The organism is Vescimonas sanitatis (assembly GCF_049060325.1).
GTDB lineage: Bacteria > Bacillota > Clostridia > Oscillospirales > Oscillospiraceae > Vescimonas > Vescimonas sanitatis.
The window spans coordinates 23,985-46,404 of the sequence record NZ_JBMGPW010000006.1 but is presented as its reverse complement, the minus strand read 5'-3'; the positions used below and the strand labels follow the sequence as shown (position 1 = coordinate 46,404).

Below are 22,420 nucleotides of genomic sequence, written 5' to 3'. Positions count from 1 at the left end.
AGAAAGGTGTGAATGAAGTGAAAGAGCTCACAGAGCTGAAAAACGAGTTTTATGAGGTTATGTACAAATACGAAAAGAGTTTTTCGGAAGAGGGTGTTATGGCTAATCTGACAACCTGGCAGACAGCGAAAGCGGATCTGCTTTCACTGCTGCGGCGTCATCCCAATTGGAACGAGGATGAACAGGCTATCATCTTCGACTGTAATCAGGCCCTCTCTATTCATCCTGATATGGTAGATGAAACGGCCTTCACGCTGCTGGACATCGCCTCTGAGATGATCAGCGGTGAGCAGCTGGAGGATTTCCGCACAGCACTGCATGCGGCCGTGTCAGGCTATAGCTGCACCGTTTCTGAAGAAAATCTGGAGATCCTACGCCAGCGCGGCGGGATACGCTGTGCTAAAGATCAGAAGGCCAGCCGCATTATTGGAAAACTTTGCAAGAAATACGGCGTCGATAGGCACACCCGGTACAACGCCGTTTTTGCACAGCTTGCCGACGCTCTGAACCCGTTGACCATGCAGGAGATCGGAGTTCTCTCCGTACATCCCTGTGACTTTTTGGAGATGTCCAGCAAATCCAACACATGGGTGTCCTGCCATCGCCTTAGCGACGGAGGATATCAGGCAGGTTGTCTTTCCTATATGAACGATAGAGTCAGCATGGTATTTTATGCCGTAGATGCCGACGTTTCTGGGGAATACCGCAAAGCCATACGCCGATACCGGCAGATGTTTTTCTATGAAAACGGCACCCTGTTCCAGTCCCGGCTTTATCCTGCCGATACAGGAAACGCGCTGGAAGTGTCCAAGCTGTTCCGCCATCTGGTGCAGAAGGCTATTTCCCGATGCCTGACGGAACCAAACCTCTGGTACCTGAAAACAAAACGTCCTGACTTGAACGCCCATCTCTCGACCTATCGAGGCAGCTTACATTATCCGGACTATAATTATCATGGTAATCTCTCGGTTCTGCAGGGACATAGAAAGGACACGGAGTTGACCATCGGAGCTGCAGCCAAGTGTGTCTGCTGCGGTAATGAGCTGCGGAGCAATGGTGCCATCAAGTGTTCTTGCAAAGAGGTGGCCGTCTGCCGTAAATGCGGGCAGACGGTAGCGCGTGGTCAAGGAATCTATCTTGAAGATGGTTTTTACTGCAAGACGTGCCTGCATATTTGCGCCGCCTGCGGCCGCCCCACTTTAGGCACTATGTATCCAGCTTATAACCGGCGCGGCACCTTGGTGGAGGTCTGTCAGGACTGCTACCAGCAGTTGACTTCCGGTTGCGCATCGTGCAGCATGGCCTCCGCCTGTCGTGCTATGGGTCATACGCTTTGTGAAAAAGCTACCGTAGCGGTGGCGTGAGGAGGAGCATAATGAATATTTGCGAAGCTATGGGAATGAGTATATCCCATTTTGAAAGCATCTTGAAGATGACCCAGCGCGAGCTGAAAGAGCATCTTGTGCAGCAGCTGCGCGCGCACGACTATGAACCCGTCTGTAAAAGCGGATTTCTTTATGCAGAAGGCACTGTCCCCGTGTTGCTGGTTGCCCATCTGGACACGGTTCATACCCATCGGCCGGACATCATCTGCTGCTCCGAGGATGGACGCTACCTGATGTCGCCCTACGGGATCGGCGGTGATGACCGTGCCGGTGTGTATATGATCTTGATGCTGATGCGCGAGTGCCATTGTCATATCTTGTTTTGCGAAGACGAGGAGCTCGGCGGTGTGGGTGCAAGGAAATTTACCAACAGCAAGCTGCGTCCGGAGGTCAACTATATCGTTGAATTGGATCGGCGCGGCAGGAATGACGCCGTATTCTATCACTGCGATAACCCTGACTTCATGGAGTTCGTTTGCAGCTTCGGTTTCAAGGAGAACTCCGGCTCGTTCAGCGACATCTCTGTGGTCGCACCGCACTTGAAAACTGCGGCTGTCAATATCAGCGCAGGTTATTTCAATGAACACCGTCCCCATGAGATGATCGATACCTATGCCATGTGCGAGAATGTCCGCAGGCTAACCGCTATGTTTTGGCAAAACACCTGTCACTTCCCGTATAAGGAGCGCGTACACGCGCGCGGCTCCATGTTTGGAGAGCAAAGCAGCCTCTTTGCTCCGATGGTGGAACGACCGTCGCGGGCAGCCACGTGTAAGCTGTTGATGCCCCTGCCGGAAGAAACGCGGCTTTATATGGGGCAGCATCAGATTGGCTCTGCACCGGAATATAGGATGGATCGTTCCGGGAACCTCTATATGTACTTGGAGCGACTGAATGCCGCCGTAGAGGCAGAAGGAGTGTTCGCCTGCGATGCAGGAGGTCATCCCCCCGTGTTCTCGGCGGTCTGCGAAGGGACGAGGTTTCTGCCGGTATATACCTATGAAGAAGCCGTTGAGAGACTTGAAAATGTATAGTTATTAGTGAAATTGGGAAGCCCAGCTCGCCTTTCATGCGAACTGGGCTTCTTCCATGCAGCGGCTAAACCATAATTTCCTTAGAATGCGACGGGAGATTTCTCTCTATCGAATATTGAACTTTGCCACGCACTTTAAGAACAGCAGGCACAGTTCCTGAAGCAGATCCTCATCAAAGATCCCGTTGACCACGGATTCCTTGTATAAGAGCGGGTAGTACATATGCAGAAGTTCCTCCATTGCAGACGAATCCCCGGTCTTCGCACTCATGAACAGCTCCATGAAATCATTCACCTTTACCACCTCCCACAGCGTTTCTCAGGCGCGAGACCGTGCGATGATAGGACATGGCCGCAGCTCCATAGGTGATACCGAGCGACAGCGCAATCTCGGAAAGACTCATCTCTCCAAGGACTTTAGACAGAAATATGTAACGCTCTCGCTCGCTTAACCCTTGCATAGCAGCGAACAGACGCTCATTCTCCAATCGCTGCATCAGCGACAGCCCACAGAAGAAGTCCGTTTCCTCACATAATTCCATCACCTCGCTGTGTCCCTCCATGGGCAGTTCTGTCCGAAGAGCTGTGGAAATTCTCCTTAAATACGTTCTTTTGTAATTGCGAATCGCGGCAATCAGATAGGCTGTAAACTGGTTCTGTACCGCGCACGACTTGTACTGACTATCCCGCATGGCAGCAGGCCTCCTTTATCATAATGGTTTCGTTGGGGGAACGGCCATTATGGGCGGACCTCTGCACCGCACGGTGTTTTTTGTTGCTTTTCGACACAAGAAAAACGCCCGCATTCTGCTCAGGGCAGAATGCGGGCGTTTTGATATTCGGCGTTGTCTCAGCTCAAAACGTATTCGCGTAAAGGGCTGTCTTTAGCGTCACTTTGTATCTTGTCCATAGTTCAGGCAAGGTCTTTTTGGTGTGTGTCGGTAAAAAAATGAAGCCCAACCTTTGCAGAATATGCAAAAGAGGGCTTATCCCCTTTATTTATCTTCGCTTCGGTTACGGTGCAGGCTTGCCTTCAGTGCCATAACAGTATCCGTGATGATTTTTACTTCATCCTCGTTACAATCTGCGACCAGATCAGAAAGCCAACTGTTCAGGACAGGCCGCGCACTGCGCATTTCCATGCACAGCACCTCGGCGGGATCACAGTCCAGAATATTCATCATTTGCACAAGCAGCTTTGTGCTGGGGATCGTCATGCCGGTTTCAATATGGCTGATATGTGTAGACCCCACATCAGTCATCGCAGCCAGCTGCTCCTGCGTCATGTTTTTCCGTATGCGCGCTTCCTTGAGCCGTGCGCCTATAAATGCGTAGTCTATCATACAAACAAGTCTCCTGCAGATGAAGTGTTCTTAACTTGTATTGTATGTGCATTTTGGGCATGTTTTAATATCCTAAATGTGCAACCGCCCATATACTTATAGTTGCAGGGAAATTTATGCCGTTTTTTGGTGCATCAAAGTATTATTTGCCTAATTAAGTCAAGTTTTTTCGTTGAAAGGTCAACAAATCTCAAAAAGCCGGTTCGTAGCACACTTATAGCGCACACGCCGACAAAAGCGAACCATCCTACCACGCCGCACGCTTCCCTGTTTTTTCACCGCTGCCCTAACTGCTCCGTCACGGCAAAGTGGTTTTTCTCGTACCGGATCAGCCCATCCCGCTGCATGAGGGACAGCTCGTTACTCAGCGCGCTGCGCTCCACGTTCAGGTAGTCCGCCAGCTGCTGGCGGTTGTAGGGGATGTCGAATTCGTAGCTGCCGGTGCGCTTGATGCACTCCGAGAAATAGGACAGCAGCCGCTTGCGGATGGACTTGGGTGAGGTGTGCAGCACCCGGCGGGAGAGCTGCAAGTTCTTCCCGGCGGAGAGTGTCAGCAGGTTCCGCAGCAGCCGGAGATGGCGGGGACACACCTTGGCGCAGGGCTCCAGCACCTGCCCGATGTGCAGCAGCAGCACCTCCGTGTCCTCGGCGGCGGTGACGTTGACCATCAGCGGCTCACCCGGCACGCAGGCATACGCCTCCGCAAAGATGCCGCCTGCGCCCACGCTGCTGAGGACGCTGTTGTTGCCCCACACGTCCCCCATCTCGATGATGACCCGGCCGGACAGCACCACGCCCAGCTGCTCCGTGGGTGTCCCCTCCGGCAGAATGACCGCGCCCTTTTTATAGGTGCGCTCTACGGCGCGCAGGCAGCGCAGCATTTCCTCGATGTCCGGCACCGTCATGCCGCGAAATAGCGGGGTGTTTCCCAAATTGATCCGCATATTTTTCTCCTTTTCGTTGGCGTGCCAACAGACTTTCATAAATTATGATAGTAAAATGAAGCCACAAAGTCAAGAAGAACCGCAAGGAGGACAAAAATATGGTACGGAGAATCATTGAGATCGACAGGGATAAGTGCAACGGCTGCGGTGCCTGCGCCGAGGCGTGTCACGAGGGCGCCATCGCCATGGTGGACGGCAAGGCGCAGCTCATGCGGGACGACTACTGTGACGGGTTGGGGGACTGCCTGCCCACCTGTCCCACCGGGGCGATCACCTTTGTGGAGCGCGAGGCGGCGGCATACGACGAGCAGGCCGTCATGGAAAACAAGCAGCGTAAAATGCGGAAAGCGGGCATGACGCTGCCCTGCGGCTGCCCCGGCAGCCAGTCCCGGAATATTCAGCGTCAGGACGCGCCCGCCGTGGAAACGCCGCAAGCCCAGCAGGCGAGCCGCCTGTCCCAGTGGCCGGTGCAGATCAAGCTGGTGCCGGTGAATGCGCCCTATTTCGACGGGGCGCGGCTTCTCATCGCCGCCGACTGCACCGCCTACGCCTACGCCGCCTTCCACGAGCGGTTCATCAAAGGACACATCACGCTGGTGGGCTGTCCCAAGCTGGACAGCGTGGACTATGCCGAAAAGCTGACGGAGATCATCCGGGAGAACGACATTAAGAGCGTCACCGTCGTCCGCATGGAGGTGCCCTGCTGCGGCGGGCTGGAGCTGGCGGCGAAAAAGGCACTCCAGCAGAGCGGGAAGTTCATCCCGTGGCAGGTGGTCACCGTGACGGTGGACGGCCGGCTGAAGGAGGAGTAAAACACAGGAGAACACGAAAGGAGAAGTATTATGAAATACGTTTGCACCGTTTGCGGTTGGGAGTACGACGAGAGCGCAGGGTATCCCGAGGGCGGTATCGCGCCGGGAACGCCATGGAGCGAGGTACCGGAGGATTTTGAATGCCCCCTGTGCGGCGTGGGTAAGGACAGCTTTGAGGAGGCGTGAGCTTTCTACAAAAGGAGTAAAGACGATGAGCTATGATAACTGGAAGGACAAAGTCGGCACATTCGAAGTGCTGGACGTGCGGGGCAAAAAGCTGGACTTCTTCCCCGCATTGAAGGCAAAGGCTGCCGCGCTGAAAAATGGCGAAGGACTGCATATCATCCAGACCTTCGAGCCTGTCCCCCTGTACCCGGTGCTGGCCCTTATGGGCTTTGAGCGTCACACGGAGAAGGTGAGCGGCAGCGAATACCACGTCTGGTTTTATCGAGTGAGGAAAGGAGAATAACCGCATGAGTTACGAAAACTGGAAGGACAAAGCGCAGGGGTTTCAGACCATGGATGTGCGCCATATACAGGGCAGCTTTTTTGAAGGGCTGAAGAAACGAGCCGAGACGTTGGAGGTGGGCGAAGGGTTACACATCATCCAGACCTTTGAGCCGCATCCACTGTACGCTGTCATGGAGGGCTTGGGCTACGAGCACTACACCGAGCAGCGGGGTGAGGCGGAGTTCCATGTCTGGTTCTGCCGTGTGGAGAAGAAGGAAGGCGACAGCTCCGCTCCCTTCAAGCCACTGGCTCTTTTGAACTATCCCGTGATCGACGAAAAGCTGGGGCAGATCGCCGTGGATTTTTGGGAGACCACATGGCAGAGCGAGAAGCGCGTACTGCCCTACGAAACGCGGCTGCTGCTGTCCCTGACCAACGCTGTGGGTGCGGGCCGGATGCGGCAGGCGGTGCGGGAGCTGGTAAAGGCATATGTCCACGGCGTGGAGAGTGCCGCGCTGGACGACGTGTTCGAGCTGCTGGCATGGAATCAGGGCATTGGCTTTTTCAGCAGCGAGATCGGCCCCTCGGCACTGTTTCAGGCATACAAGCTCATTAAAAACGGTGAGAAGCAGGGCAAGTCCCGGGAGGACATCTGCAGCGCGCTGCGCGAGAAATTCGGAGAGAAGAACCCGGAGATGCAGGTCTTGCATTAAAAGCAGAGAACTTTACAAACAGCTGCGCGGCTGCGGGGAGAACGCTCTCCGCAGCCGCGCAGCTTTTGGGCTTGGTTCTTTTTCGCGGGTACTCTCTTCTTGCAGCCCCTGCCTTTTTCCAATCGCTTTATTTTCAGAGAATATAAGATATATTTCCATTAAATCCCCGTTCTTAACAAAGATTTTAGCCCATTCGCTTTATTATGGTAATAGAATGCAGCGTGTCTGTCCCACCAATGCCGCCCTCTTCCGCTGCGGCCGTGGAGACAGTAAAAATAAACAGTCCTTGCGGCAGAAACGCCGCAGAAGAACGACGACAAAGATCAAGGAGGAACGAACATGCACACGAAGAAACTAATGACATTGCTGCTGGCAGTCGTGCTGGTGCTCTCTCTGGCCGCCTGCGGCGCAAAGGGCGGCGATCACATGGACGGCATGGACAACGAGCCGAAGAACGCCGAGGAGGCGGCTGCTATGCACAAGGAGCTGACAGCGCAGGAGGCTGCTATTCTGGCGGAGAACACAGCACTTTGGGAAAAGGTCTTTATGGCAGCGGACAAGGGTAAGATCATGATGGAGGACGGTAAAAACTACGGCGACTTTCTGCTGGAAACCATCGACGCCGCCAAGGATCAGTTTTCATCAGACGAGCTGAAGCTGCTTCAGGGCGAAGCGGAGAAGATTCGCGACATCGGAAACAAGCTGGCCGCACTGGAGGAAAAGTATCCCGAGATCATGCAAAAATCTCTGGACAGCGATATGAATATGCCGGCGGACAAGGATATGGACACGATGCCCGACAGCGGCAATAAGGACAATAAAACCGACGGCGGCAACACAGGCAATAAGACCGATAGCGGCAGCACTGGCGACACCCCCGACAATGGCGGTACGGGCAACAAGACTGATAGTGGCAGCACGGGCAGCAAGACGGATGACAGCAGCCTGCCGAAGTTCCCTGCCTTTGAGGGCAAGGATCTGGACGGGAATACGGTAAAGAGCAGTGATCTGTTCTCCGGCAAGGCCGTCACCGTGGTGAATTTCTGGTTCACCACCTGCGGTCCCTGTGTGGGCGAGTTGGGCGATCTGGACGCGCTGAACAAGGAGCTTTCCGGCAAGGGCGGTGCGCTGATCGGCATCAACGCCTTTACGCTGGACGGCGACGAGACGGCCATCTCTGACGCCAAGGATGTGCTGACCCAGAGCGGCGCCACCTATCAGAACGTGTACTTCGATTCCGGCAGCGAGGCGGGCAAGTTCGTGGAGAGCATCTACGCCTATCCCACCACCTACGTGGTCAACCGCAGCGGCCGCATCGTGGGCGATCCCATTGTGGGGGCTATCACCAGCAAGGCGCAGGCCGATGCACTGCAAGCCCAGATCGACAAGGCACTGGCTGCCGATATGGGCTGATCCAATATCTTCAAAGGGAGGCTATTATGAAGAAAAAGAACTGTAAGCTGACGAGCATTCTGCGCGTCATTGCCCTGCCCCTGGTGGGTAGTGCCGGAGGATGGCTGTATTACCGCTATGTGGGCTGTGCCACCGGCACCTGCGCCATTACGTCCAGCCCGTGGCTCTCCACCGGCTTCGGCTGCGTCCTTGGGTCGCTGCTGTACACCGTCCTGCGACCCGGCCGCAGCAAAGGGCAGGACGGCGATGGGGCGGAGTGACCCTTGCTCCCCCCGAAAGGAGGAAACGCCATGTATCGAAGCGCATTGGTCCTTCTTTTCATCGCGGTACTGCTGCTCAGCGGCTGCGCCGCAGAACGGCAGCGTATACCGCGGGAAAAGGACACGCAGGGAACGGACATGGCCGGACAGTCCTCGGATATGTCCGGCGAGGAGGGTATGTATATGGACACCACGGAAAATGTCATCTATCTGGCAGGCGGCTGCTTCTGGGGCATGGAGCAGCTCATGCAATCCATCCCCGGCGTCATCGACGCCCAGAGCGGCTATGCCAACGGCACCTGCGAGGCGGACGCCACCTACCAGACCGTCTGCAAGGGCGACACCGGCTTTCGGGAGACCGTTCGGGTGGAATACGACCCCGAGCAGGTGAGTCTCGACGCGCTGCTGCTGGCTTACTTCTATGTGATCGACCCCACGGTACAAAACCGGCAGGGCAACGACCGGGGCAGCCAGTATCAGACCGGCGTGTACTACACCAACGACAAGGCCAGGGAAACGGTGGAGCGCATCGCGGACATCGAGCGGGGCCGCAGCGAGAAATTCTTTGTGGAACTCGGCCCGCTGAGGAATTACTATCCCGCCGAGGAATATCACCAAAACTACTTAGAAAAGAACCCCAACGGCTACTGCCACATCCCCCGGGCGGAGATGGAGCTGTTCTCCAGGCTGCGCATCGATCCGGGCGACTACCGGAAGCCTGCGGCGGAGACCATCCGGGACACGCTGACGGCGGAGCAGTACCGCGTCACACAGGAGAGCGGCACGGAGCGCGCCTTTACCGGAGAGCTCTGGGACAATTTTGAAAAGGGCATCTATGTGGACATCGTCACCGGCGAGCCGCTGTTCTCCTCTACGGATAAGTTTGAAAGCGGCTGCGGCTGGCCTGCCTTTACAAAGCCCATCGAGAGTCCTGCTGTGGTGGAACGGGAGGATTTGAGCCACGGCATGCGCCGTACGGAGGTGCGCAGCCGCGCCGGTGACTCCCATCTGGGTCATGTATTCACCGGCGATCCGGAGTCGCCCAACGGCGTGCGCTACTGCATCAACAGTGCCGCCCTGCGCTTCGTGCCTTACGCGAAAATGGAGGCCGAGGGCTACGGATACCTCCTGAGTTTGTTTGAGGGATAAGCCGCAAACGAATACGTTGACGCAGCAGAAAAGAAAGCCCCCGCTCGACTGAGCAGGCCACACAAGCCAGCTGACCCTCCGTATGCTTCAGTACATACGGAGGGTCAGCTGCTGTTCGTAATGAAATCCTTTTGCTCTGAAGGCGCTTTTGGGGGTTGATACGTAGGAAGCGGCTCGATTAGTTTCCTGCTTTCGTTCCGCGGATATATTCCTGCTGTGCTGTCATTTTCGCAGCTGCAAGCACCATCAGCTGCCGCTCACCCTCGATCTCGCTGGGATAGGGATAGGATTTTGCGCATTGACGAAACTGCGCCATGAGCTTCTCAGCCTTCTTCGGGTTTTGTTCGACCAGCAGTGCATACACATATTCCGTGCGCAGCACCGACGGGTATTTTTTCATGGCCTTCATGACCCTCAGCTGATCCCTTGTCCGCATTTCGTCCAGGATTTCCTTTCGGTTTTCCGAGATCATTTCCACATACATCTGATCGCATACCATCAGATTGCGATATAAGCCAATGATCCCATTTTGCTGGGCGAGAAGCCGTTTCATCAGCGTGTCTGCTTCATCAAACCGCTGCTGATCCATCAAACGGTTGCATGCCAGCACGCCGGTCGTGGCTACGATCCCGTTTTTCATCAACTCGTCAGAGGGGACTTTGAACCACTCATCGGGCATATCCTTTAAGCGAAGTCCCTTTGCGATTTGTTCATTTACCTTCATCTGGATCCAGAACGCCCAGGTTGCCTCTTCACTGCGGGAAAGCTCCAGTGCGTTCCTTCCATCATTGTTTACCGGCCCCATTTTGATGGGCAGACCGTTTATCAGGGCGAAGGCCAGCCCGATAACCGCAAAGGTCATCAGGATCGTCCAGCCCAGCGAACGGGCGGAGCAGAGGAAAGACAGTCCCACACAAAGCACGGCTGTGGCCAGGTTTATGATCGCACCGCCGAAGTTATACAGCATTACCGGCATTTTCCCGTCCTTCAAGTCGGGTGGTATCATCAAGCATTGGCCGCCGGTTCCGGCGATATGCAGCTTCCTGCATTGTATGCGGCCGTCGAGCTTTACCCACATCAGATTTGCGATCCGAAAGGAGCTGAAGCGGTAGCCGGTCATCAGGCCAAAGATCAAATGCCCTGCCTCATGGATAATGAGCTGAATCAGTATGGCGGCGTATGTGCCGATAAGCATCAGTGCAAGGGGTATAATCTCCGAAAAAAGCCCTTTTTCAGACTGGCCCGCCGTATCCATATACATCAGATCGAATATGCCGCAGGCAGCACCAAGCAGCATGTAAACCACGTAAGTAATCCATTGTCCCTTGTTCTGTGCCGTTTTCTCTTTCTTCTTTTTTGTCATGAGACCTCCATTATTGGTTCTTCTGCATCTCCCATCATACCGGAATTATGAAAACAAATTGACAGCTACTGCAAGACAAATCCAAGTTAGTCTAACTGTTGCAATTTCCTGTTTTTTGCTTTCAAACTTGCTGGCAACGAATAGCATTTTATGCTGCTTGTAAGCGGCAAGTCCACAAGGGATAGATACGCAAACGTTGCAAGGGAGTGTAGCTCCTTTGGTGGAACGAGATAGCGAAACATTCTCGATCATGCTTGCCGTTCATCGGAGGCTTCTTCCCTCTGCTTTTGATATTCTTCTAGATACCGATCCAGATAGACCTTGTTGACGGTGGCCACGATCGTGTTGCGGAGAAGATCCTTTGCGTCGGATTGTGTCTCGCCGAGGCCCTCTCTTGCGGGAGCTAAGCCGAACGCTGCGCCGAGCATATTCTCAAACTCGTCACAAAAATAGTTATATGCGGTCGGGAGGGTATAGTTGTCCCCCTGTATGCTGAACATCATTCGAAGCCCTTCCAACGGGACAACGGGCTTGACTACGGCGATAAACAGGAGCCGCGCAAGGTGCTCCGCTGTGTATGACTTTTTTATAGGGGAGGAGATCAGCCCCTGCTTCACGTAATTGCTCACCATGGAGCTTGTCAGCTCCGGTTCCCCCAACGGCGCAAGGTGTGTGTTGACATAGCGTACCACCTGCTCCAAATAAAGCCCGACATCCGGAATCTGTGCATACCGCGGTAAGCGAAAGCCCTCAATAGCCTCTATCATATTATTCACTCCCTTTTCCATGCGGCCATTATACACGGCTCTCATCAATCTTTCAATGGTTTTACAAAATCTTTTTATCGGTTTTCTAAAAACCGTTGACGGAATGATAAAAACCTGATAGAATTTCGGTGTCGGCTTTCAAAGTCGGTTGAAATGTTTCTTGTTATTTGGAGGACACACAATGAATCAGTTTCGTATCGTCGCAGACTCCAGCTGCGACCTTCTCACACTGGATGGAGCAGACTTCGTCAGTGTTCCGCTCTCAATACGCACTGACACTGAGGAGTTTTACGATGACGCCAATCTTGATGTTGACGCGATGGTCAGCACGCTCCGCGACACCAAAGGGCGTTCCTACAGTGCGTGTCCGAACATCGCAGACTGGGAAAGCGCATTCGGTGAGAGCGGCAATGTGATTGTCTTTACCATTACCAGCGCTCTTTCAGGCAGCTATAATGCTGCCTGCGTGGCAAAGAAGAATTGTGAGGAACGCAACCCGGCCCGGCGCATCTATGTTGTGGACTCCCTTTCCGCCGGACCTGAAATCGCCCTTCTCATTGAAAGGGCTTTATATGAGCTGCATTCTCATGTGGACTTTGATAAAGCCTGCGAAGCCTTGAATACATATCAGGCGCATACGCACCTGCTTTTTGCATTGGAATCCATGCACAACCTTGCACAGAACGGCCGTGTCAGCAAGCTCGCCGCAACGATGGCAAGCGTCCTCGGAATCCGCGCCATCGGGCAGGCCAGTGCCGAGGGTACGCTTGAGATGCTTGGGAAATGCCGTGGAGCCCGGAAAACACGGCAGTTTATGCTGGACGAAATGGAGCATCTTGGCTACAGGGGCGGGAAGATCCGGATCGGGCATTGTCAGAATGCGGCGCTTGCGCTGGAGCTTTGTACCGAGATCCAGCAGCGGTTTCCAGAGGCGGATGTGCGAAGCTATCCGCTGCGGGGACTGTGCAGCTATTACGCCGAGCGCGGCGGGATCATGCTGGGCTTTGAGTCATGAAAGCAGGCGCAACCAATGAAAAGGGAAGAGGCGCCGGAATCTTTCATCTTATCGTGCGCATTCTGACCCTGCCACCCATCGTCATTGGCATAACAGTGCTCCTGATGTATGTCCCGGCAAATCTTTTGACACTGCGGGAGCTGCTCCTGTGCGAGTTGTTTTTGCTGCTCATTCCCATGGCTGCATATCCTATACGGGAGATATTCCACATTGGAAAGGATCGGAGAAAGGGACAGCGCAGCACGGCACTGGTATGCAGTGCCATCGGATACATATGCGGGTTTCTCTGGTCAATGCTGACCCCGTGCTCCTGGCTTGTCCACATTCTCTTCCTCTCCTATGTCATTTCCATAGCAGCACTGCTGATTCTCAACACCGTTTTCAAGCTGCACGCAAGCGGCCATGCCTGCAGCACAACGGCTCCTGCGTTTCTGCTGACCTGGAAGCTTCATCCGCTTTTTATTATACCGTCCGTGCTGCTGATCGCAGCGGTCTACCGTTCCTCTCTGAAGCTGTCGCGCCACACCCCGCCGCAGCTCCTGATTGGCTCGGCAGTCAGTCTGCTCGCCTGTGGTATTTCACTGCTGATCTACGGACTCGGATGACAGTCATGTGACCCGATAACTAAAAAATGCGCCGTACCGCTACTGCAATGTGGCACGGCGCATTTTCTTCGTAATCACTCCCGATCCTGTTTCCTTGGCTCACCCAACCGCCGCATCATATGGATTTTGCATCGGCCGGATCTCATACGGGTCGGTTCGAAGCATAACGACGGTATCTGAGTTTAGCCGATTTTATCTTTCATCTGTTTCCACCTTAAAGATTCCACACACAGTATCACAGCAGCTCATCCGCCACGCTTGCCGTAAAAACTGCGTTTACGTGTCGTTGCCGCTTATCGTTAGATATCCATTGTCAAGAGGTATGCGGCACCCGTCGCCCTATCATATACGCACAGGGAAACATTTGTGTATGCGCTCGTTCCCGGGTTTCGATCTACCATTTTCCAGTAGCCGTCCGCGATCAAGGGCAGCTCCACATAGGCGGAAAGGCTCTCTAAAAAGTTCTCAGCCGCTTCGGGGAGGGGAAAGCGTTCCCATTGCAGGAACGCCTGACGAACGTCCTCCCCAACGGTCAGCTTATATAGTGCGATTCCCTCATAAGGAAACCCTTCGTAGTTATTGAAGAGTTCCTCAAGCACATAGTCTTTCTTATCAATATGCAAGCCAAAGTCCCGCATAAGCTGCGCCTTGGGATCACCAAGGCGATTTGACCCACACGACACCAGAAGAATTCCGGTACACACGAGAGCCATAACGCATATCAGTTTTTTCATTTTCATATCGACAACCTGTAACAACAAAACCGTTTGGAGGTTTATGACTTTCTCTTCACGCCAAAGCTCCAGAAGAGGAGAGAAACGATTACTATCAACGGAACAAAAGCACCTGTGCTTATGACATTTAGAAAATATAGCGCAATTAGGCCGGTCGCAGCGGCAGTGGCAAGCAGCCTTGCAATAAGACTCCGTTTCATGAGCTTTTTCATGATTTACTCCTTGTGTATCACTCCTTAATAGGAGGGTACTTACACTTACCATCATAAGGATATTCTAATACAACAGAGTTTTTCTCGTCAATAATAGTCAATGTCATTCTATTAAAACGCAATGGTTCACCTTTTTTGTGCGTCCATACCTCATAATGATAATAATACTTGTTGTTTATATCATCATTAAAAGTGACAACTATCAAATATCCTCCTTGCTTCCAGTCTTTAACCGGCTTTTTAATGGCGATATTGTCAGGATCTATTCCTTGTTTATCTATATAAGTTTCGAAGGCTTTTTGTGCAAATGCTTTTTGTAATGGATATTGGTATATAGCTATGCCAAGAATGATTATACCTAACACCAACAACACCATTCTCTTTTTCTTGCCCATAGCTGCACTCCTTTTGAAAATGCGTTATTTTAGTTGCGGCATTGGCGCATAATTCAACGCCATAATTGCAAAAACCAAAGCCACAAACACGAGCAGAGCAACAGCGATGATTTTCAGCACGCGCCGCGTCCGATGGTTTCTGATGGCAAGCTGTGTATTGATGCGGGACAGCTCCTTCGCCAACTGGTTCGGTTCCTCTTTGCCTTCCGCCTGGGTGCCCAAAAGCTCGCTTACAGTCGTTTCAAGAATGACAGCCAGCTTTATCAACTGCTCAGCATCGGGAACCGACTGACCTTTCTCCCATTTTGAAATGGTCTGCCGGACGACATGGAGACGTGATGCCAATTCCTCCTGTGAAAGACCTCGCTCCCTGCGTTTCAGTCGAAGGTTTTCTTGAAACATGGAAATCCCTCCTTCCCTCAAAGATTGCACACACAGTATAGCAGTAACAACACCGTCGTGGCAAGCAACGCAAAGTAACATTCGTGCATTTGACCCGCGATGGCTCAATGGCAAAAGGTGTTCACTGTACCTCGCTGGGCTTTGTACCGACCTCCACAACGGTATCGCAGCAGCTCTCGATCAGCTCCCTGTCGTGGGTGATCACGAGAATGGCTCTGCTGTTCCGCGCTTCGCTTTTCAGCCTTTCTGCGATCAGGCGCATATTCTGCCCGTCAAGGCCGCTGGTGGGCTCATCGAGAATCAGTATCCTGCGGCCGGAAAAGATGGCGCAGGCGATGGCAAGGCGCTGCTTCTGCCCGCCGGACAGAGCGGACGGATGCGCGTCCCTGTACTCGTAAAGCCCAAACTCCTTCAGCAAATGTCTGGCACGGTCTTTGTTTTCTTCCGTCAATTCGGTATTCAGCAGCAGCTCCTCCGCCACGCTTGCCGTGAAGAACTGCGTTGACGTGTCGTTGCCGCAGTAATAGATCTCCCTGCGCCGGACGGCCGCTCTTGCTTTTTTCCCGTCTATCAGGATATGTCCCCTTGTCTGCCTTGCCAGCCCGCAGAGGATCTGCGCAAGGGTGGTTTTCCCCGCGCCGTTTTGTCCCGTTATGGCGGTCACTTTGCCCTCCGGAAAGGATAGGGAGACATCATCGAAAATGACTTCTTTGCGTATTCTTTTCGAGAGCCCTGCTGTCCTCAAGGCGGCAGGGCTTTCGTCCAATACGGAGGGAGCGGGAAGACTCTTTCCCTCGCGCGGAGAGCGCAGACCCATACCTAAGATGTCCGCTTCCGGCAGAAGGAGCAAATCCTCCGGTGTATACTCGGCCGCTATTCTGCCGTCTCGCAGATATAAAAACCGGTCTGCGATCCCCATCAGCCAGTCGATCCGATGCTCCGCGATGAGCAGGGTAAAACCCTGCTCCTTGAGCTGCCGGAGGGTCTGCGCAAGCTGCCTCGTCCCGGCGGCATCGAGATTGGCCGTCGGCTCGTCGCACACAAAGACCTTTGGCTTCATGGCATATACGGACGCAATGGCCGCCCGCTGCTTTTCTCCGCTTGAGAGGACGTCAACTGCCCTGTCTTTCAAATGAGACAGCTTCAATGCCTCTATGGCGGCGTCCGTCCTCTCCCGTATCTCCCGGGTGGACAGGCCGTAATTCTCGCAGGGAAAGGCCACCTCTCCGGCAAGCTCGGAGGAAAAGAACTGGCTTTTGGGATCCTGAAAAACGCTTCCCACCAAACGCCCGATCTCCCATGTGGAAAGCCTTGATATGTCCTTGCCGTCTATCCTCACGCTTCCGCTGAAGTCTCCGGGGTAATAGGACGGCGCAAGCCCGTTGGCAAGCCTTGTCACGGTGGTCTTGCCGCAGCCGGAAAGCCCCGTCAGCACGACGCATTCGCCGCTTTTTACCGAAAGGGAAATGTCCTGTACGCCTCTGTCTGAGTTTTCGTATTGAAAAGAAGCGCGTATAAGCTCGATCATGCCATGCTCCTTTCCAAAACCAAATAGGAAGCCGTAACTATCGCACATGCGGCTGCCGCGATGTGATCCCGCGCCCCGGCCTTTTGCTCATAATAGCTGCCGCGCACGCCCGGACGCTCCGCGCCCCTTGCAACAGCGGAAACGGAAAGCTGATCGGCGAGCTGCAATACCCGAAGAAGAAACGGAACCAGCACATACTCCATGCTCTGCACGGGATGTGCGAGCAGCTGTCCCGCTGCGGTCAGCCCTCGGTTTTTCATGGACATGCCTACGCCTTTCAGCTCCGTCCGCATGGTGGGGAAGAAGCGAAAGACCACAAGAAGCCCAAGAATGAACGGGGTGGGCATACGGAGGCGGGATAAGAACGCGGAGAGCATCCCCGGCGGCGTGGTGATCAGATCCCATGACACCAGAAAGATCGGTGACAGATTCCAGAACATCAGAACATAAAATTCCGAAAAGACCGGCATGTGCAGCCCGTGGAAGCGGATGCCGTAGAGCAGCAGCGCCAGCAACAGATAAAAGCAGCCATAGGACGCGGCAAGGCGGAAGCTCCGCTGCATAACGAGATAAAGAAGTGCGCCGCCGGTCAGGATGCAGGTGAGCAGCACATTCCCGCCGATGGTTACTCCGGCAAAGACGCACAGCAGCGCCCACAGCTTGACCGGCACCGCAAAGGATGCGTCCGCTCTCATAGAACGCCGGCCTTCTTAAAATGCCTGCGGATCAGCCGACTGCCCACCATGCAGCCTAAAAAGCCCATCAGCGTCGTGAACAGCAGAATAAAGGCCAGCCAGCCGGGAGAGGTGTAGTAACGCACATAGGAATCGATGTAGCTCTGCTCCATGCCGCTTGCCAGCGCAAAATCGTAGTAGGTGTCCCAGAAGAACCAGATGGGCAGCAGATTGACCCCGTTGTACAGCAGGCTCGCCGCCGTCCAGGTGGCAGTCAGCCGTTTCGGTTTTTGGCAGGAGCCTTCCTTCCAGAGAATCGCCTCGCAGAGGATTCCCACGAGAACGTAATAAGGAAGCAAGAACCAGTTGCCCATCAGCAGGAAAATCACACCGAGGATCGTCATATAGATCAGCGTCACAAAACGCTTGCCGATCCGGCTGACCATGAGCATATAGACCGGCGCGCAGAGGAACATGGTGATCCCCACCGACAGCACCATGCTGACAAAGTCGTTGGCCATGCAGACCATATTGACGACGAGCTGGATCACGATCAGTACCGCCGAAAGCAGCACTGTGGTGATCACATCCCTGACAGACCATTTATTCGTTTCTTTCATAAACGCCTCCTTGTTTTCGATACTTCGTTTTCCAATATTGTACTCGGAATTCTGTTTATCTCGCAGCGTTCTACGCCGTCCACTCCATGCTCTCGCTCTGGAGCTGCGCCATGTGGCGGAACAGGCCGTTCTTTTTCAGCAGCTCCGCCGGAGAACCCATCTCAACCACGCGGCCGCCGGAGAGCAGGACGATCTGATCGGCGTTCATGACGGTACGCATGCGGTGCGCGATGATGAGCACCGTCTTATCCTTGATCAATCCGGACAATGCCGCCTGCACCGCCGTTTCATTTTCCACGTCCAGTGAGGCCGTGGCCTCGTCCAGCAAAATCACCGGCGCGTCCTTCAAGATGGCGCGGGCAATGGAGATGCGCTGCCGCTCACCGCCGGAGAGTCGGGAGCCGTTTTCCCCGATCAGGGTATGGTAGCCCTCCGGCAGCCTGGATACGAAGGCGTCGCACTGCGCCGCCTTCGCCGCCGCCAGCACCTCCTCGTCGGTGGCGTCCCGCTTGCCGAGGCGGATGTTTTCCATCACGGTATCCGCAAACAGTACCACATCCTGAAATACGATGGCGTAGTTTTTCAGCAGCGCCTCGCCGTCCACCGTGGACACGTCCACGCCGCCCAGTTGCACCGTTCCCTCCGTCGGGTCCCAGAAGCGGGCTGCCAGCTTGGCCGCCGTGGACTTTCCGCCGCCGGAGGGTCCCACCAGCGCCGTCACCTGCCCTTGCTTCGCCGTAAAGGAGACGTCCCTTAGCACATCCTCTTTTTCCCGGTAGGCAAAGGTCACATGCTCAAAGCGGATGTCGTAGCCATCGGGATCATATTCGGTCAGGCCGGTCATGCGCTTTTCGTTCTCGATCTCCTGCATACGCTCGATGCGCACCTCGCAGGCGAAAACCGCGGCCATGTTGGCAAACATGGAGCCGATGGGGTCATATACCCGAGTGGCGGCGATAAGGAACATCAGAAACGGGATCAGCGCCAGGTCGCCGCGGCTCATGAGCAGCACCCCCGTGAGGACGGTGGTGGCGATGCCCAGCTTCAGGAAGGACTGCGCCGCCGTGACTACGGAGCCTGTGAACAGCTCGCCCCGGATGGTGTCCTGCTCCGCCTCATCCAGCCTGCGGTTCAGGTCGGCGATATACCGCGCCTTTTGGTTACACGCCTTGATCTCCGGCGCGCACTCCAGCACCTCCTGCATGGCGTCAGTGGCCGCGCGACGGGTGACAAGCCCCTTCTTTATATGCCGCTTTTCCATGCGCCGGGAGAGATAGACCATCAGCAGCGACGCAGGCACCACCCACAAAAGAGCCAGTGCCATCCGCCAGTCGTAAAGCAGCATGCCTGCGGAAATCAGCGCCGTGGAGATGAGCGCGCCGTGCATGGCGGGGTAAAAGTGGGAGAAGGCCTTTTCCAGCGTCTCCGTATCCCCCATGATGGTGGTTGTCAGGTCGGTCAGGTCCCGGTTTCCGAAGAAGGACAGCGGGAGCTGGCGCAGTACCTCCGCCAGCCGGATGCGGCGGTTGGCACTCTCCCGGTAGGTGGCTTCGTATAAGGCTTTGTATTGGATCAGGAAGGTCACAAAGAGCGCGGCGAGGGCAAGGACGCCCGCGGCCAGAAAGCGCGTAAGCCCCGCCCTTGGGTCGGTGCCGTTTGTCAGCGCCTCTACGATGCCGGAGAGTGCCGTGGCCAGCACGCCTACGGGCAGCATTTTGCTGATGTTGACCAGTACGGACCAGAACACGGCGGCCACATAGTCTTTTGCGCCCTTCTCCGTCATGGCGTATTTTTTGCGGATGCGTTCGATCATGCGGCACCTCCCACCTTCCACTGCGCGGCCTTTTGGTATTCCTCCCACATGGCGGCATATACGCCGCCCTTTTCGAGAAGCTCATCGTGCTTTCCTTCCTCGGCGATCCCGCCGTCCCGGATGACGAGGATGCGGTCCATGTTCCGCACCGTGGACAGGCGGTGGGCGATCATCAGCACGGTCTTGCCCTTCATCAGCGCCTCGAAGGCCTTTTGTATCTTCGCCTCGTTCTCCGGGTCTGCAAAGGAGCTGGCCTCATCCAGCACCACAATGGGCGCGTCCTTTAAGATCGCCCGGGCCAGCGCGATGCGCTGCATCTCACCGCCGGAGAGGTACACACCCTTGGCGCCGATCACGGCGTCCAGCCCGCCCGGCGTCTTTTCCAGAATGTCGCCGCACTGGGCAAGCTGCGCCGCGTGTAATATCTCCGCCTCGGTGGCGTCCGGCCGAGCGGCGCGGATATTGTCTCGGATGCTCTTCTTAAACAGGCGCACCTCCTGAAAGACGAAGGATATCTGCTCCATCAGCTCCGCCGTGGGGATGCTTCGCACATCCCGTCCGCCCAGGAGCACCGCCCCTGCCTGCACATCGAAAAAGCGCGGGATCAGCCGGGCGATGGTGGTCTTGCCGCCGCCGGAGGGACCCACCAGCGCCCACGCCGCCCCCTGCGGCAGATGGAAGCTCACATTCGTCAGCGCGGGCCTGTCCGCGCCGTCATAGGAAAAGGTGACATTTTCAAAGGAAATGCTGCTGTCCGCGGGCTTGCTTCCGCTGTCCGCCGCAGGCTCGGGAAGGGGCGACTCCTTCAATATCGCCTCCAGCTTGTTCACTGCCTCGGCGGCCTCCATCTGTGCGTTGACCGCGTACATCAGCCGCTCCATCATAAAGGCAAGCTGGGGCGCGAAGAAAATGTAAAACACCAGGTCGGCCAGCACCGCCCAGCCGTCTGCCGCGCCTACGAGAACCATCCCCAAGGGTATGAGAAGCAGGAACATGCTGTTCAGAACCACCGTAAACAGGGTGTAGGGCATACGGCACATCATGGCGTAGCCGCTGGCAAGGTCGCGGTAGCTGAGGATGGCGGCATGAAAGCTCTTGAAGGAGTAAACTGTCTGCTGGAATACCTTCACCACCGGGATACCCCGGACATACTCTGTGGCCTCGGCGGAAATGCGCTCTCCTGCCCGCTGGTATTCCTCAAAGAACTTCATGCCCGTCCCGGTCATCATGCTCATCAGGCAGATAAGCCCGATGATCATGGGGATCAGGCAGGCAAGCCCCATGCGCCAGTCAAAGACGAAGAGCAGTCCCACCGCCAGTATCGGCGTTACGATCCCACCCACCGCGTCGGGGATGGTGTGGGCAAGGAGGGTTTCGGTCAGCGCCGCGTTGTCGTCGATCTGCTTGCGCAGCCGCCCCGTAAGGTTGGCGTTAAAGTACCCCAGCGGCAGGTCAATGAGATGGGCGACCGCCGCCTTTCGCATATTCGTCGCCACCCGGAAGGCCGCAAGGTGCGTACACATGAGGCCGGCGAAATAGATCGCCGCGCTCAGAAGCGCCGCCGCCAGCGCGTACCAGCCGTAGCGGGCAAGCCCTGCCGGAACACCGCCTCCCGGCGTTAAAATGCCTCTGGCCGCGTACCAGACAAAGACGAACGGGAAAATGCCGGCCGCCGCCGAAACGCCGGACAGCCCGCAGCCCAAGACGGACAGCCACTTATGCCCTCCGGCATATGCCAGCAGCCTGCCCAGCACCGGCGGCTGCTTTTCTTTTTTCTGTTTGCTCATATTCCGTGTTCCTTTCTTAAAATATATAGGTTTGTTGGAGGATGCGCCGCGCTGGTTAGAGATGACTAACCGACAGTTATTTTTTAAGGCTCATTCGAGCCTTAAAAGTCCGCTCCAGCCGGAGTGGAAAAAGATAGCCAGTTCATCGACGTATTTCATGGCTTCCTCTCTCGGCATATCGTGGACGATGGTTTCGCACACCGCCGTAAAGTAGGCCCTTGTGATCATGTGATGAAGCTGACGGGTCATGCTCCCGGAGAGCATACCGTTTTTTCTGAGGAGGGCGTAGTATTCTTCGGATCGATCGACCTCCAGCTCCACCAGCACCTCGATGAAATCCGCGTAGCCCGTTCCCTCCGATCGGCAGAGGATCAACTTGAATTCGTCGAAATGATCGTACATGAACGCAACAAACTCATGCAGGTGCTGGGTGGAAAGTGCAAGGCTGTCTTTTGTTTTTCCCTCTGGCACGAGATCGAAATAAGTGTCCTGTGCCGCCTTGAAGCGGGTAAGCAGCTCGCTTGCGGTCTCGCCCACAAGGTCTTCAAACAGAGCGGTCTTATCCGGGTAGTAGCCGTAGAAGGCACCCTTCGTGAAGCCTGCCTCCGCGACGATTTTATTCAGAGATGCGTCCTTAAAACCTTTTTCCAGAAATTCTTTTTTCCCAACTTCGAGGATCCTCCTCTGGGTTTCCGTTCGTTCCATCTCCTACGCCTCCTGATATACCAGCAGTACATACCGCTGGTATATTATAACCGCGTAGATTTGGTTTGTCAATGGGAGTGACACATTTTATACGAAACACATATACCCTTGCCTGGAGGATTCGCGATATTCTTTTGTGCATGGAAGGGAGTTCATACAGCCATATATGGAATCTCCAGCGAAATGCCTGCGGCACTTCGCTGGAAAAGCACTTAAAATAGCAGCAATGGCTGATTTTTTGACTTGCCCTTCATCTCACCCATTCTATCACCGCAAAATACCCTTTGCAACGCAAATG

At 55.0% G+C, this 22,420-nt stretch carries 27 protein-coding genes; 11 read left to right on the top strand and 16 right to left on the bottom strand.

The genetic code is table 11. From position 1 onward, the window contains the following. Positions 1-17 precede the first annotated feature (17 nt). Both ACOMDU_RS08335 and ACOMDU_RS08330 read left to right on the top strand, forming a co-directional pair. Positions 18-1,364, top strand: a complete 1,347-nt coding sequence (locus ACOMDU_RS08335; protein WP_421129924.1) for a hypothetical protein — start codon at positions 18-20, stop codon at positions 1,362-1,364. 11 nt (positions 1,365-1,375) lie between these two features. Continuing rightward, positions 1,376-2,419: a hypothetical protein gene (locus ACOMDU_RS08330; protein WP_421129923.1), complete on the top strand. Its 1,044-nt coding sequence runs from the start codon at positions 1,376-1,378 to the stop codon at positions 2,417-2,419. Positions 2,420-2,524: 105 nt separating this feature from the next. Here the strand turns inward: ACOMDU_RS08330 and ACOMDU_RS08325 are convergent, their stop codons facing one another. The 4 genes from ACOMDU_RS08325 to ACOMDU_RS08310 form a co-directional block, all read right to left on the bottom strand. Beyond that, positions 2,525-2,713, bottom strand: a complete 189-nt coding sequence (locus ACOMDU_RS08325; RefSeq protein WP_421129922.1) for a helix-turn-helix domain-containing protein — start codon at positions 2,711-2,713, stop codon at positions 2,525-2,527. After that, positions 2,706-3,110 (bottom strand): sigma-70 family RNA polymerase sigma factor, encoded by a 405-nt coding sequence (locus ACOMDU_RS08320; protein ID WP_421129921.1) that lies wholly within the window; start codon positions 3,108-3,110, stop codon positions 2,706-2,708. The genes ACOMDU_RS08325 and ACOMDU_RS08320 overlap by 8 nt, the downstream gene beginning before the upstream one ends. 303 nt (positions 3,111-3,413) lie before the next feature. Next, positions 3,414-3,761, bottom strand: coding sequence for a helix-turn-helix domain-containing protein (locus ACOMDU_RS08315; protein ID WP_421129920.1), 348 nt, complete (start codon positions 3,759-3,761; stop codon positions 3,414-3,416). Between the two features lie 275 nt (positions 3,762-4,036). Continuing rightward, positions 4,037-4,705, bottom strand: coding sequence for a Crp/Fnr family transcriptional regulator (locus ACOMDU_RS08310; protein ID WP_421129919.1), 669 nt, complete (start codon positions 4,703-4,705; stop codon positions 4,037-4,039). 98 nt (positions 4,706-4,803) lie between these two features. Between ACOMDU_RS08310 and ACOMDU_RS08305 the strand changes: the two genes are divergently transcribed. The 7 genes from ACOMDU_RS08305 (at position 4,804) to msrB (ending at position 9,502) form a co-directional block, all read left to right on the top strand. Further along, positions 4,804-5,517, top strand: a complete 714-nt coding sequence (locus tag ACOMDU_RS08305) for an ATP-binding protein (RefSeq protein WP_421129918.1) — start codon at positions 4,804-4,806, stop codon at positions 5,515-5,517. 30 nt (positions 5,518-5,547) lie between these two features. Then, positions 5,548-5,703, top strand: a complete 156-nt coding sequence (locus ACOMDU_RS08300) for a rubredoxin (protein WP_212818966.1) — start codon at positions 5,548-5,550, stop codon at positions 5,701-5,703. A gap of 25 nt (positions 5,704-5,728) precedes the next feature. After that, positions 5,729-5,986, top strand: a complete 258-nt coding sequence (locus tag ACOMDU_RS08295; protein ID WP_421129917.1) for a DUF2249 domain-containing protein — start codon at positions 5,729-5,731, stop codon at positions 5,984-5,986. A gap of 4 nt (positions 5,987-5,990) precedes the next feature. After that, entirely contained in the window at positions 5,991-6,680 is a 690-nt protein-coding gene (locus tag ACOMDU_RS08290) for a DUF2249 domain-containing protein (RefSeq protein WP_421129916.1), read from the top strand. A gap of 339 nt (positions 6,681-7,019) precedes the next feature. Further along, positions 7,020-8,093, top strand: coding sequence for a TlpA disulfide reductase family protein (locus tag ACOMDU_RS08285; protein ID WP_421129915.1), 1,074 nt, complete (start codon positions 7,020-7,022; stop codon positions 8,091-8,093). Between the two features lie 26 nt (positions 8,094-8,119). Further along, a complete protein-coding gene (locus ACOMDU_RS08280; RefSeq protein WP_421129914.1) occupies positions 8,120-8,353 on the top strand; it encodes a hypothetical protein in 234 nt (77 codons plus the stop codon). Between the two features lie 30 nt (positions 8,354-8,383). Then, positions 8,384-9,502, top strand: a complete 1,119-nt coding sequence (gene msrB / locus ACOMDU_RS08275) for a peptide-methionine (R)-S-oxide reductase MsrB (protein ID WP_421129913.1) — start codon at positions 8,384-8,386, stop codon at positions 9,500-9,502. Positions 9,503-9,680: 178 nt separating this feature from the next. Here msrB and ACOMDU_RS08270 read toward each other — a convergent pair whose 3' ends face one another. Together ACOMDU_RS08270 and ACOMDU_RS08265 are read right to left on the bottom strand one after the other, a co-directional pair. Continuing rightward, positions 9,681-10,865, bottom strand: a complete 1,185-nt coding sequence (locus ACOMDU_RS08270) for a M50 family metallopeptidase (protein ID WP_421129912.1) — start codon at positions 10,863-10,865, stop codon at positions 9,681-9,683. Between the two features lie 248 nt (positions 10,866-11,113). After that, positions 11,114-11,632: a DUF1836 domain-containing protein gene (locus tag ACOMDU_RS08265; RefSeq protein WP_421129911.1), complete on the bottom strand. Its 519-nt coding sequence runs from the start codon at positions 11,630-11,632 to the stop codon at positions 11,114-11,116. Between the two features lie 181 nt (positions 11,633-11,813). Between ACOMDU_RS08265 and ACOMDU_RS08260 the strand changes: the two genes are divergently transcribed. Continuing rightward, positions 11,814-12,647 (top strand): DegV family protein, encoded by an 834-nt coding sequence (locus ACOMDU_RS08260; RefSeq protein ID WP_421129910.1) that lies wholly within the window; start codon positions 11,814-11,816, stop codon positions 12,645-12,647. Between the two features lie 53 nt (positions 12,648-12,700). Continuing rightward, positions 12,701-13,252 carry a hypothetical protein gene (locus ACOMDU_RS08255; RefSeq protein WP_421129909.1) on the top strand — a complete coding sequence of 184 codons (552 nt, stop codon included), beginning with the start codon at positions 12,701-12,703 and terminating at the stop codon, positions 13,250-13,252. A 299-nt stretch (positions 13,253-13,551) separates the two neighbouring features. Here the strand turns inward: ACOMDU_RS08255 and ACOMDU_RS08250 are convergent, their stop codons facing one another. The 10 genes from ACOMDU_RS08250 to ACOMDU_RS08205 all read right to left on the bottom strand — a co-directional run bounded on the left by ACOMDU_RS08250 (position 13,552) and on the right by ACOMDU_RS08205 (position 22,122). Beyond that, the gene (locus ACOMDU_RS08250) at positions 13,552-13,992 is read right to left on the bottom strand and encodes a hypothetical protein (RefSeq protein ID WP_421129908.1); all 441 of its coding nucleotides are present in this window, start codon (positions 13,990-13,992) and stop codon (positions 13,552-13,554) included. Between the two features lie 35 nt (positions 13,993-14,027). After that, positions 14,028-14,198, bottom strand: a complete 171-nt coding sequence (locus tag ACOMDU_RS08245; RefSeq protein ID WP_421129907.1) for a hypothetical protein — start codon at positions 14,196-14,198, stop codon at positions 14,028-14,030. A gap of 17 nt (positions 14,199-14,215) precedes the next feature. Beyond that, complete coding sequence (locus tag ACOMDU_RS08240; RefSeq protein ID WP_207732053.1) at positions 14,216-14,593, bottom strand: DUF3139 domain-containing protein; 378 nt, start codon at positions 14,591-14,593, stop codon at positions 14,216-14,218. 24 nt (positions 14,594-14,617) lie between these two features. Beyond that, on the bottom strand, positions 14,618-14,995 hold the full coding sequence (locus ACOMDU_RS08235; RefSeq protein WP_421129906.1) for a helix-turn-helix domain-containing protein: 378 nt from the start codon (positions 14,993-14,995) through the stop codon (positions 14,618-14,620). Between the two features lie 121 nt (positions 14,996-15,116). After that, positions 15,117-16,523 (bottom strand): ABC transporter ATP-binding protein, encoded by a 1,407-nt coding sequence (locus tag ACOMDU_RS08230; RefSeq protein ID WP_421129905.1) that lies wholly within the window; start codon positions 16,521-16,523, stop codon positions 15,117-15,119. Beyond that, entirely contained in the window at positions 16,520-17,218 is a 699-nt protein-coding gene (locus ACOMDU_RS08225) for an energy-coupling factor transporter transmembrane component T family protein (RefSeq protein WP_421129904.1), read from the bottom strand. Before ACOMDU_RS08225 ends, ACOMDU_RS08230 begins: the two co-directional genes overlap by 4 nt. After that, on the bottom strand, positions 17,215-17,817 hold the full coding sequence (locus ACOMDU_RS08220) for an MptD family putative ECF transporter S component (RefSeq protein WP_421129903.1): 603 nt from the start codon (positions 17,815-17,817) through the stop codon (positions 17,215-17,217). The genes ACOMDU_RS08225 and ACOMDU_RS08220 overlap by 4 nt, the downstream gene beginning before the upstream one ends. 70 nt (positions 17,818-17,887) lie before the next feature. After that, positions 17,888-19,630 (bottom strand): ABC transporter ATP-binding protein, encoded by a 1,743-nt coding sequence (locus tag ACOMDU_RS08215; RefSeq protein WP_421129902.1) that lies wholly within the window; start codon positions 19,628-19,630, stop codon positions 17,888-17,890. Further along, complete coding sequence (locus ACOMDU_RS08210; protein WP_421129901.1) at positions 19,627-21,417, bottom strand: ABC transporter ATP-binding protein; 1,791 nt, start codon at positions 21,415-21,417, stop codon at positions 19,627-19,629. Before ACOMDU_RS08210 ends, ACOMDU_RS08215 begins: the two co-directional genes overlap by 4 nt. A gap of 90 nt (positions 21,418-21,507) precedes the next feature. Then, complete coding sequence (locus ACOMDU_RS08205) at positions 21,508-22,122, bottom strand: TetR/AcrR family transcriptional regulator (protein WP_421129900.1); 615 nt, start codon at positions 22,120-22,122, stop codon at positions 21,508-21,510. Positions 22,123-22,420 lie beyond the last annotated feature (298 nt).

What these genes read in the sequence shown, in the direction of transcription:
- ACOMDU_RS08225 (WP_421129904.1), bottom strand. Translation starts at nt 17,218, where the DNA reads ATGAGAGCGGACGCATCCTTTGCGGTGCCGGTCAAGCTGTGGGCGCTG.
- msrB (WP_421129913.1), top strand. Translation starts at nt 8,384, where the DNA reads ATGTATCGAAGCGCATTGGTCCTTCTTTTCATCGCGGTACTGCTGCTC.
- ACOMDU_RS08300 (WP_212818966.1), top strand. Translation starts at nt 5,548, where the DNA reads ATGAAATACGTTTGCACCGTTTGCGGTTGGGAGTACGACGAGAGCGCA.
- ACOMDU_RS08285 (WP_421129915.1), top strand. Translation starts at nt 7,020, where the DNA reads ATGCACACGAAGAAACTAATGACATTGCTGCTGGCAGTCGTGCTGGTG.
- ACOMDU_RS08330 (WP_421129923.1), top strand. Translation starts at nt 1,376, where the DNA reads ATGAATATTTGCGAAGCTATGGGAATGAGTATATCCCATTTTGAAAGC.
- ACOMDU_RS08205 (WP_421129900.1), bottom strand. Translation starts at nt 22,122, where the DNA reads ATGGAACGAACGGAAACCCAGAGGAGGATCCTCGAAGTTGGGAAAAAA.
- ACOMDU_RS08240 (WP_207732053.1), bottom strand. Translation starts at nt 14,593, where the DNA reads ATGGGCAAGAAAAAGAGAATGGTGTTGTTGGTGTTAGGTATAATCATT.
- ACOMDU_RS08265 (WP_421129911.1), bottom strand. Translation starts at nt 11,632, where the DNA reads ATGATAGAGGCTATTGAGGGCTTTCGCTTACCGCGGTATGCACAGATT.
- ACOMDU_RS08310 (WP_421129919.1), bottom strand. Translation starts at nt 4,705, where the DNA reads ATGCGGATCAATTTGGGAAACACCCCGCTATTTCGCGGCATGACGGTG.
- ACOMDU_RS08260 (WP_421129910.1), top strand. Translation starts at nt 11,814, where the DNA reads ATGAATCAGTTTCGTATCGTCGCAGACTCCAGCTGCGACCTTCTCACA.
- ACOMDU_RS08210 (WP_421129901.1), bottom strand. Translation starts at nt 21,417, where the DNA reads ATGAGCAAACAGAAAAAAGAAAAGCAGCCGCCGGTGCTGGGCAGGCTG.
- ACOMDU_RS08270 (WP_421129912.1), bottom strand. Translation starts at nt 10,865, where the DNA reads ATGACAAAAAAGAAGAAAGAGAAAACGGCACAGAACAAGGGACAATGG.
- ACOMDU_RS08295 (WP_421129917.1), top strand. Translation starts at nt 5,729, where the DNA reads ATGAGCTATGATAACTGGAAGGACAAAGTCGGCACATTCGAAGTGCTG.
- ACOMDU_RS08230 (WP_421129905.1), bottom strand. Translation starts at nt 16,523, where the DNA reads ATGATCGAGCTTATACGCGCTTCTTTTCAATACGAAAACTCAGACAGA.
- ACOMDU_RS08245 (WP_421129907.1), bottom strand. Translation starts at nt 14,198, where the DNA reads ATGAAAAAGCTCATGAAACGGAGTCTTATTGCAAGGCTGCTTGCCACT.
- ACOMDU_RS08220 (WP_421129903.1), bottom strand. Translation starts at nt 17,817, where the DNA reads ATGAAAGAAACGAATAAATGGTCTGTCAGGGATGTGATCACCACAGTG.
- ACOMDU_RS08290 (WP_421129916.1), top strand. Translation starts at nt 5,991, where the DNA reads ATGAGTTACGAAAACTGGAAGGACAAAGCGCAGGGGTTTCAGACCATG.
- ACOMDU_RS08315 (WP_421129920.1), bottom strand. Translation starts at nt 3,761, where the DNA reads ATGATAGACTACGCATTTATAGGCGCACGGCTCAAGGAAGCGCGCATA.
- ACOMDU_RS08305 (WP_421129918.1), top strand. Translation starts at nt 4,804, where the DNA reads ATGGTACGGAGAATCATTGAGATCGACAGGGATAAGTGCAACGGCTGC.
- ACOMDU_RS08235 (WP_421129906.1), bottom strand. Translation starts at nt 14,995, where the DNA reads ATGTTTCAAGAAAACCTTCGACTGAAACGCAGGGAGCGAGGTCTTTCA.
- ACOMDU_RS08320 (WP_421129921.1), bottom strand. Translation starts at nt 3,110, where the DNA reads ATGCGGGATAGTCAGTACAAGTCGTGCGCGGTACAGAACCAGTTTACA.
- ACOMDU_RS08250 (WP_421129908.1), bottom strand. Translation starts at nt 13,992, where the DNA reads ATGAAAATGAAAAAACTGATATGCGTTATGGCTCTCGTGTGTACCGGA.
- ACOMDU_RS08215 (WP_421129902.1), bottom strand. Translation starts at nt 19,630, where the DNA reads ATGATCGAACGCATCCGCAAAAAATACGCCATGACGGAGAAGGGCGCA.
- ACOMDU_RS08280 (WP_421129914.1), top strand. Translation starts at nt 8,120, where the DNA reads ATGAAGAAAAAGAACTGTAAGCTGACGAGCATTCTGCGCGTCATTGCC.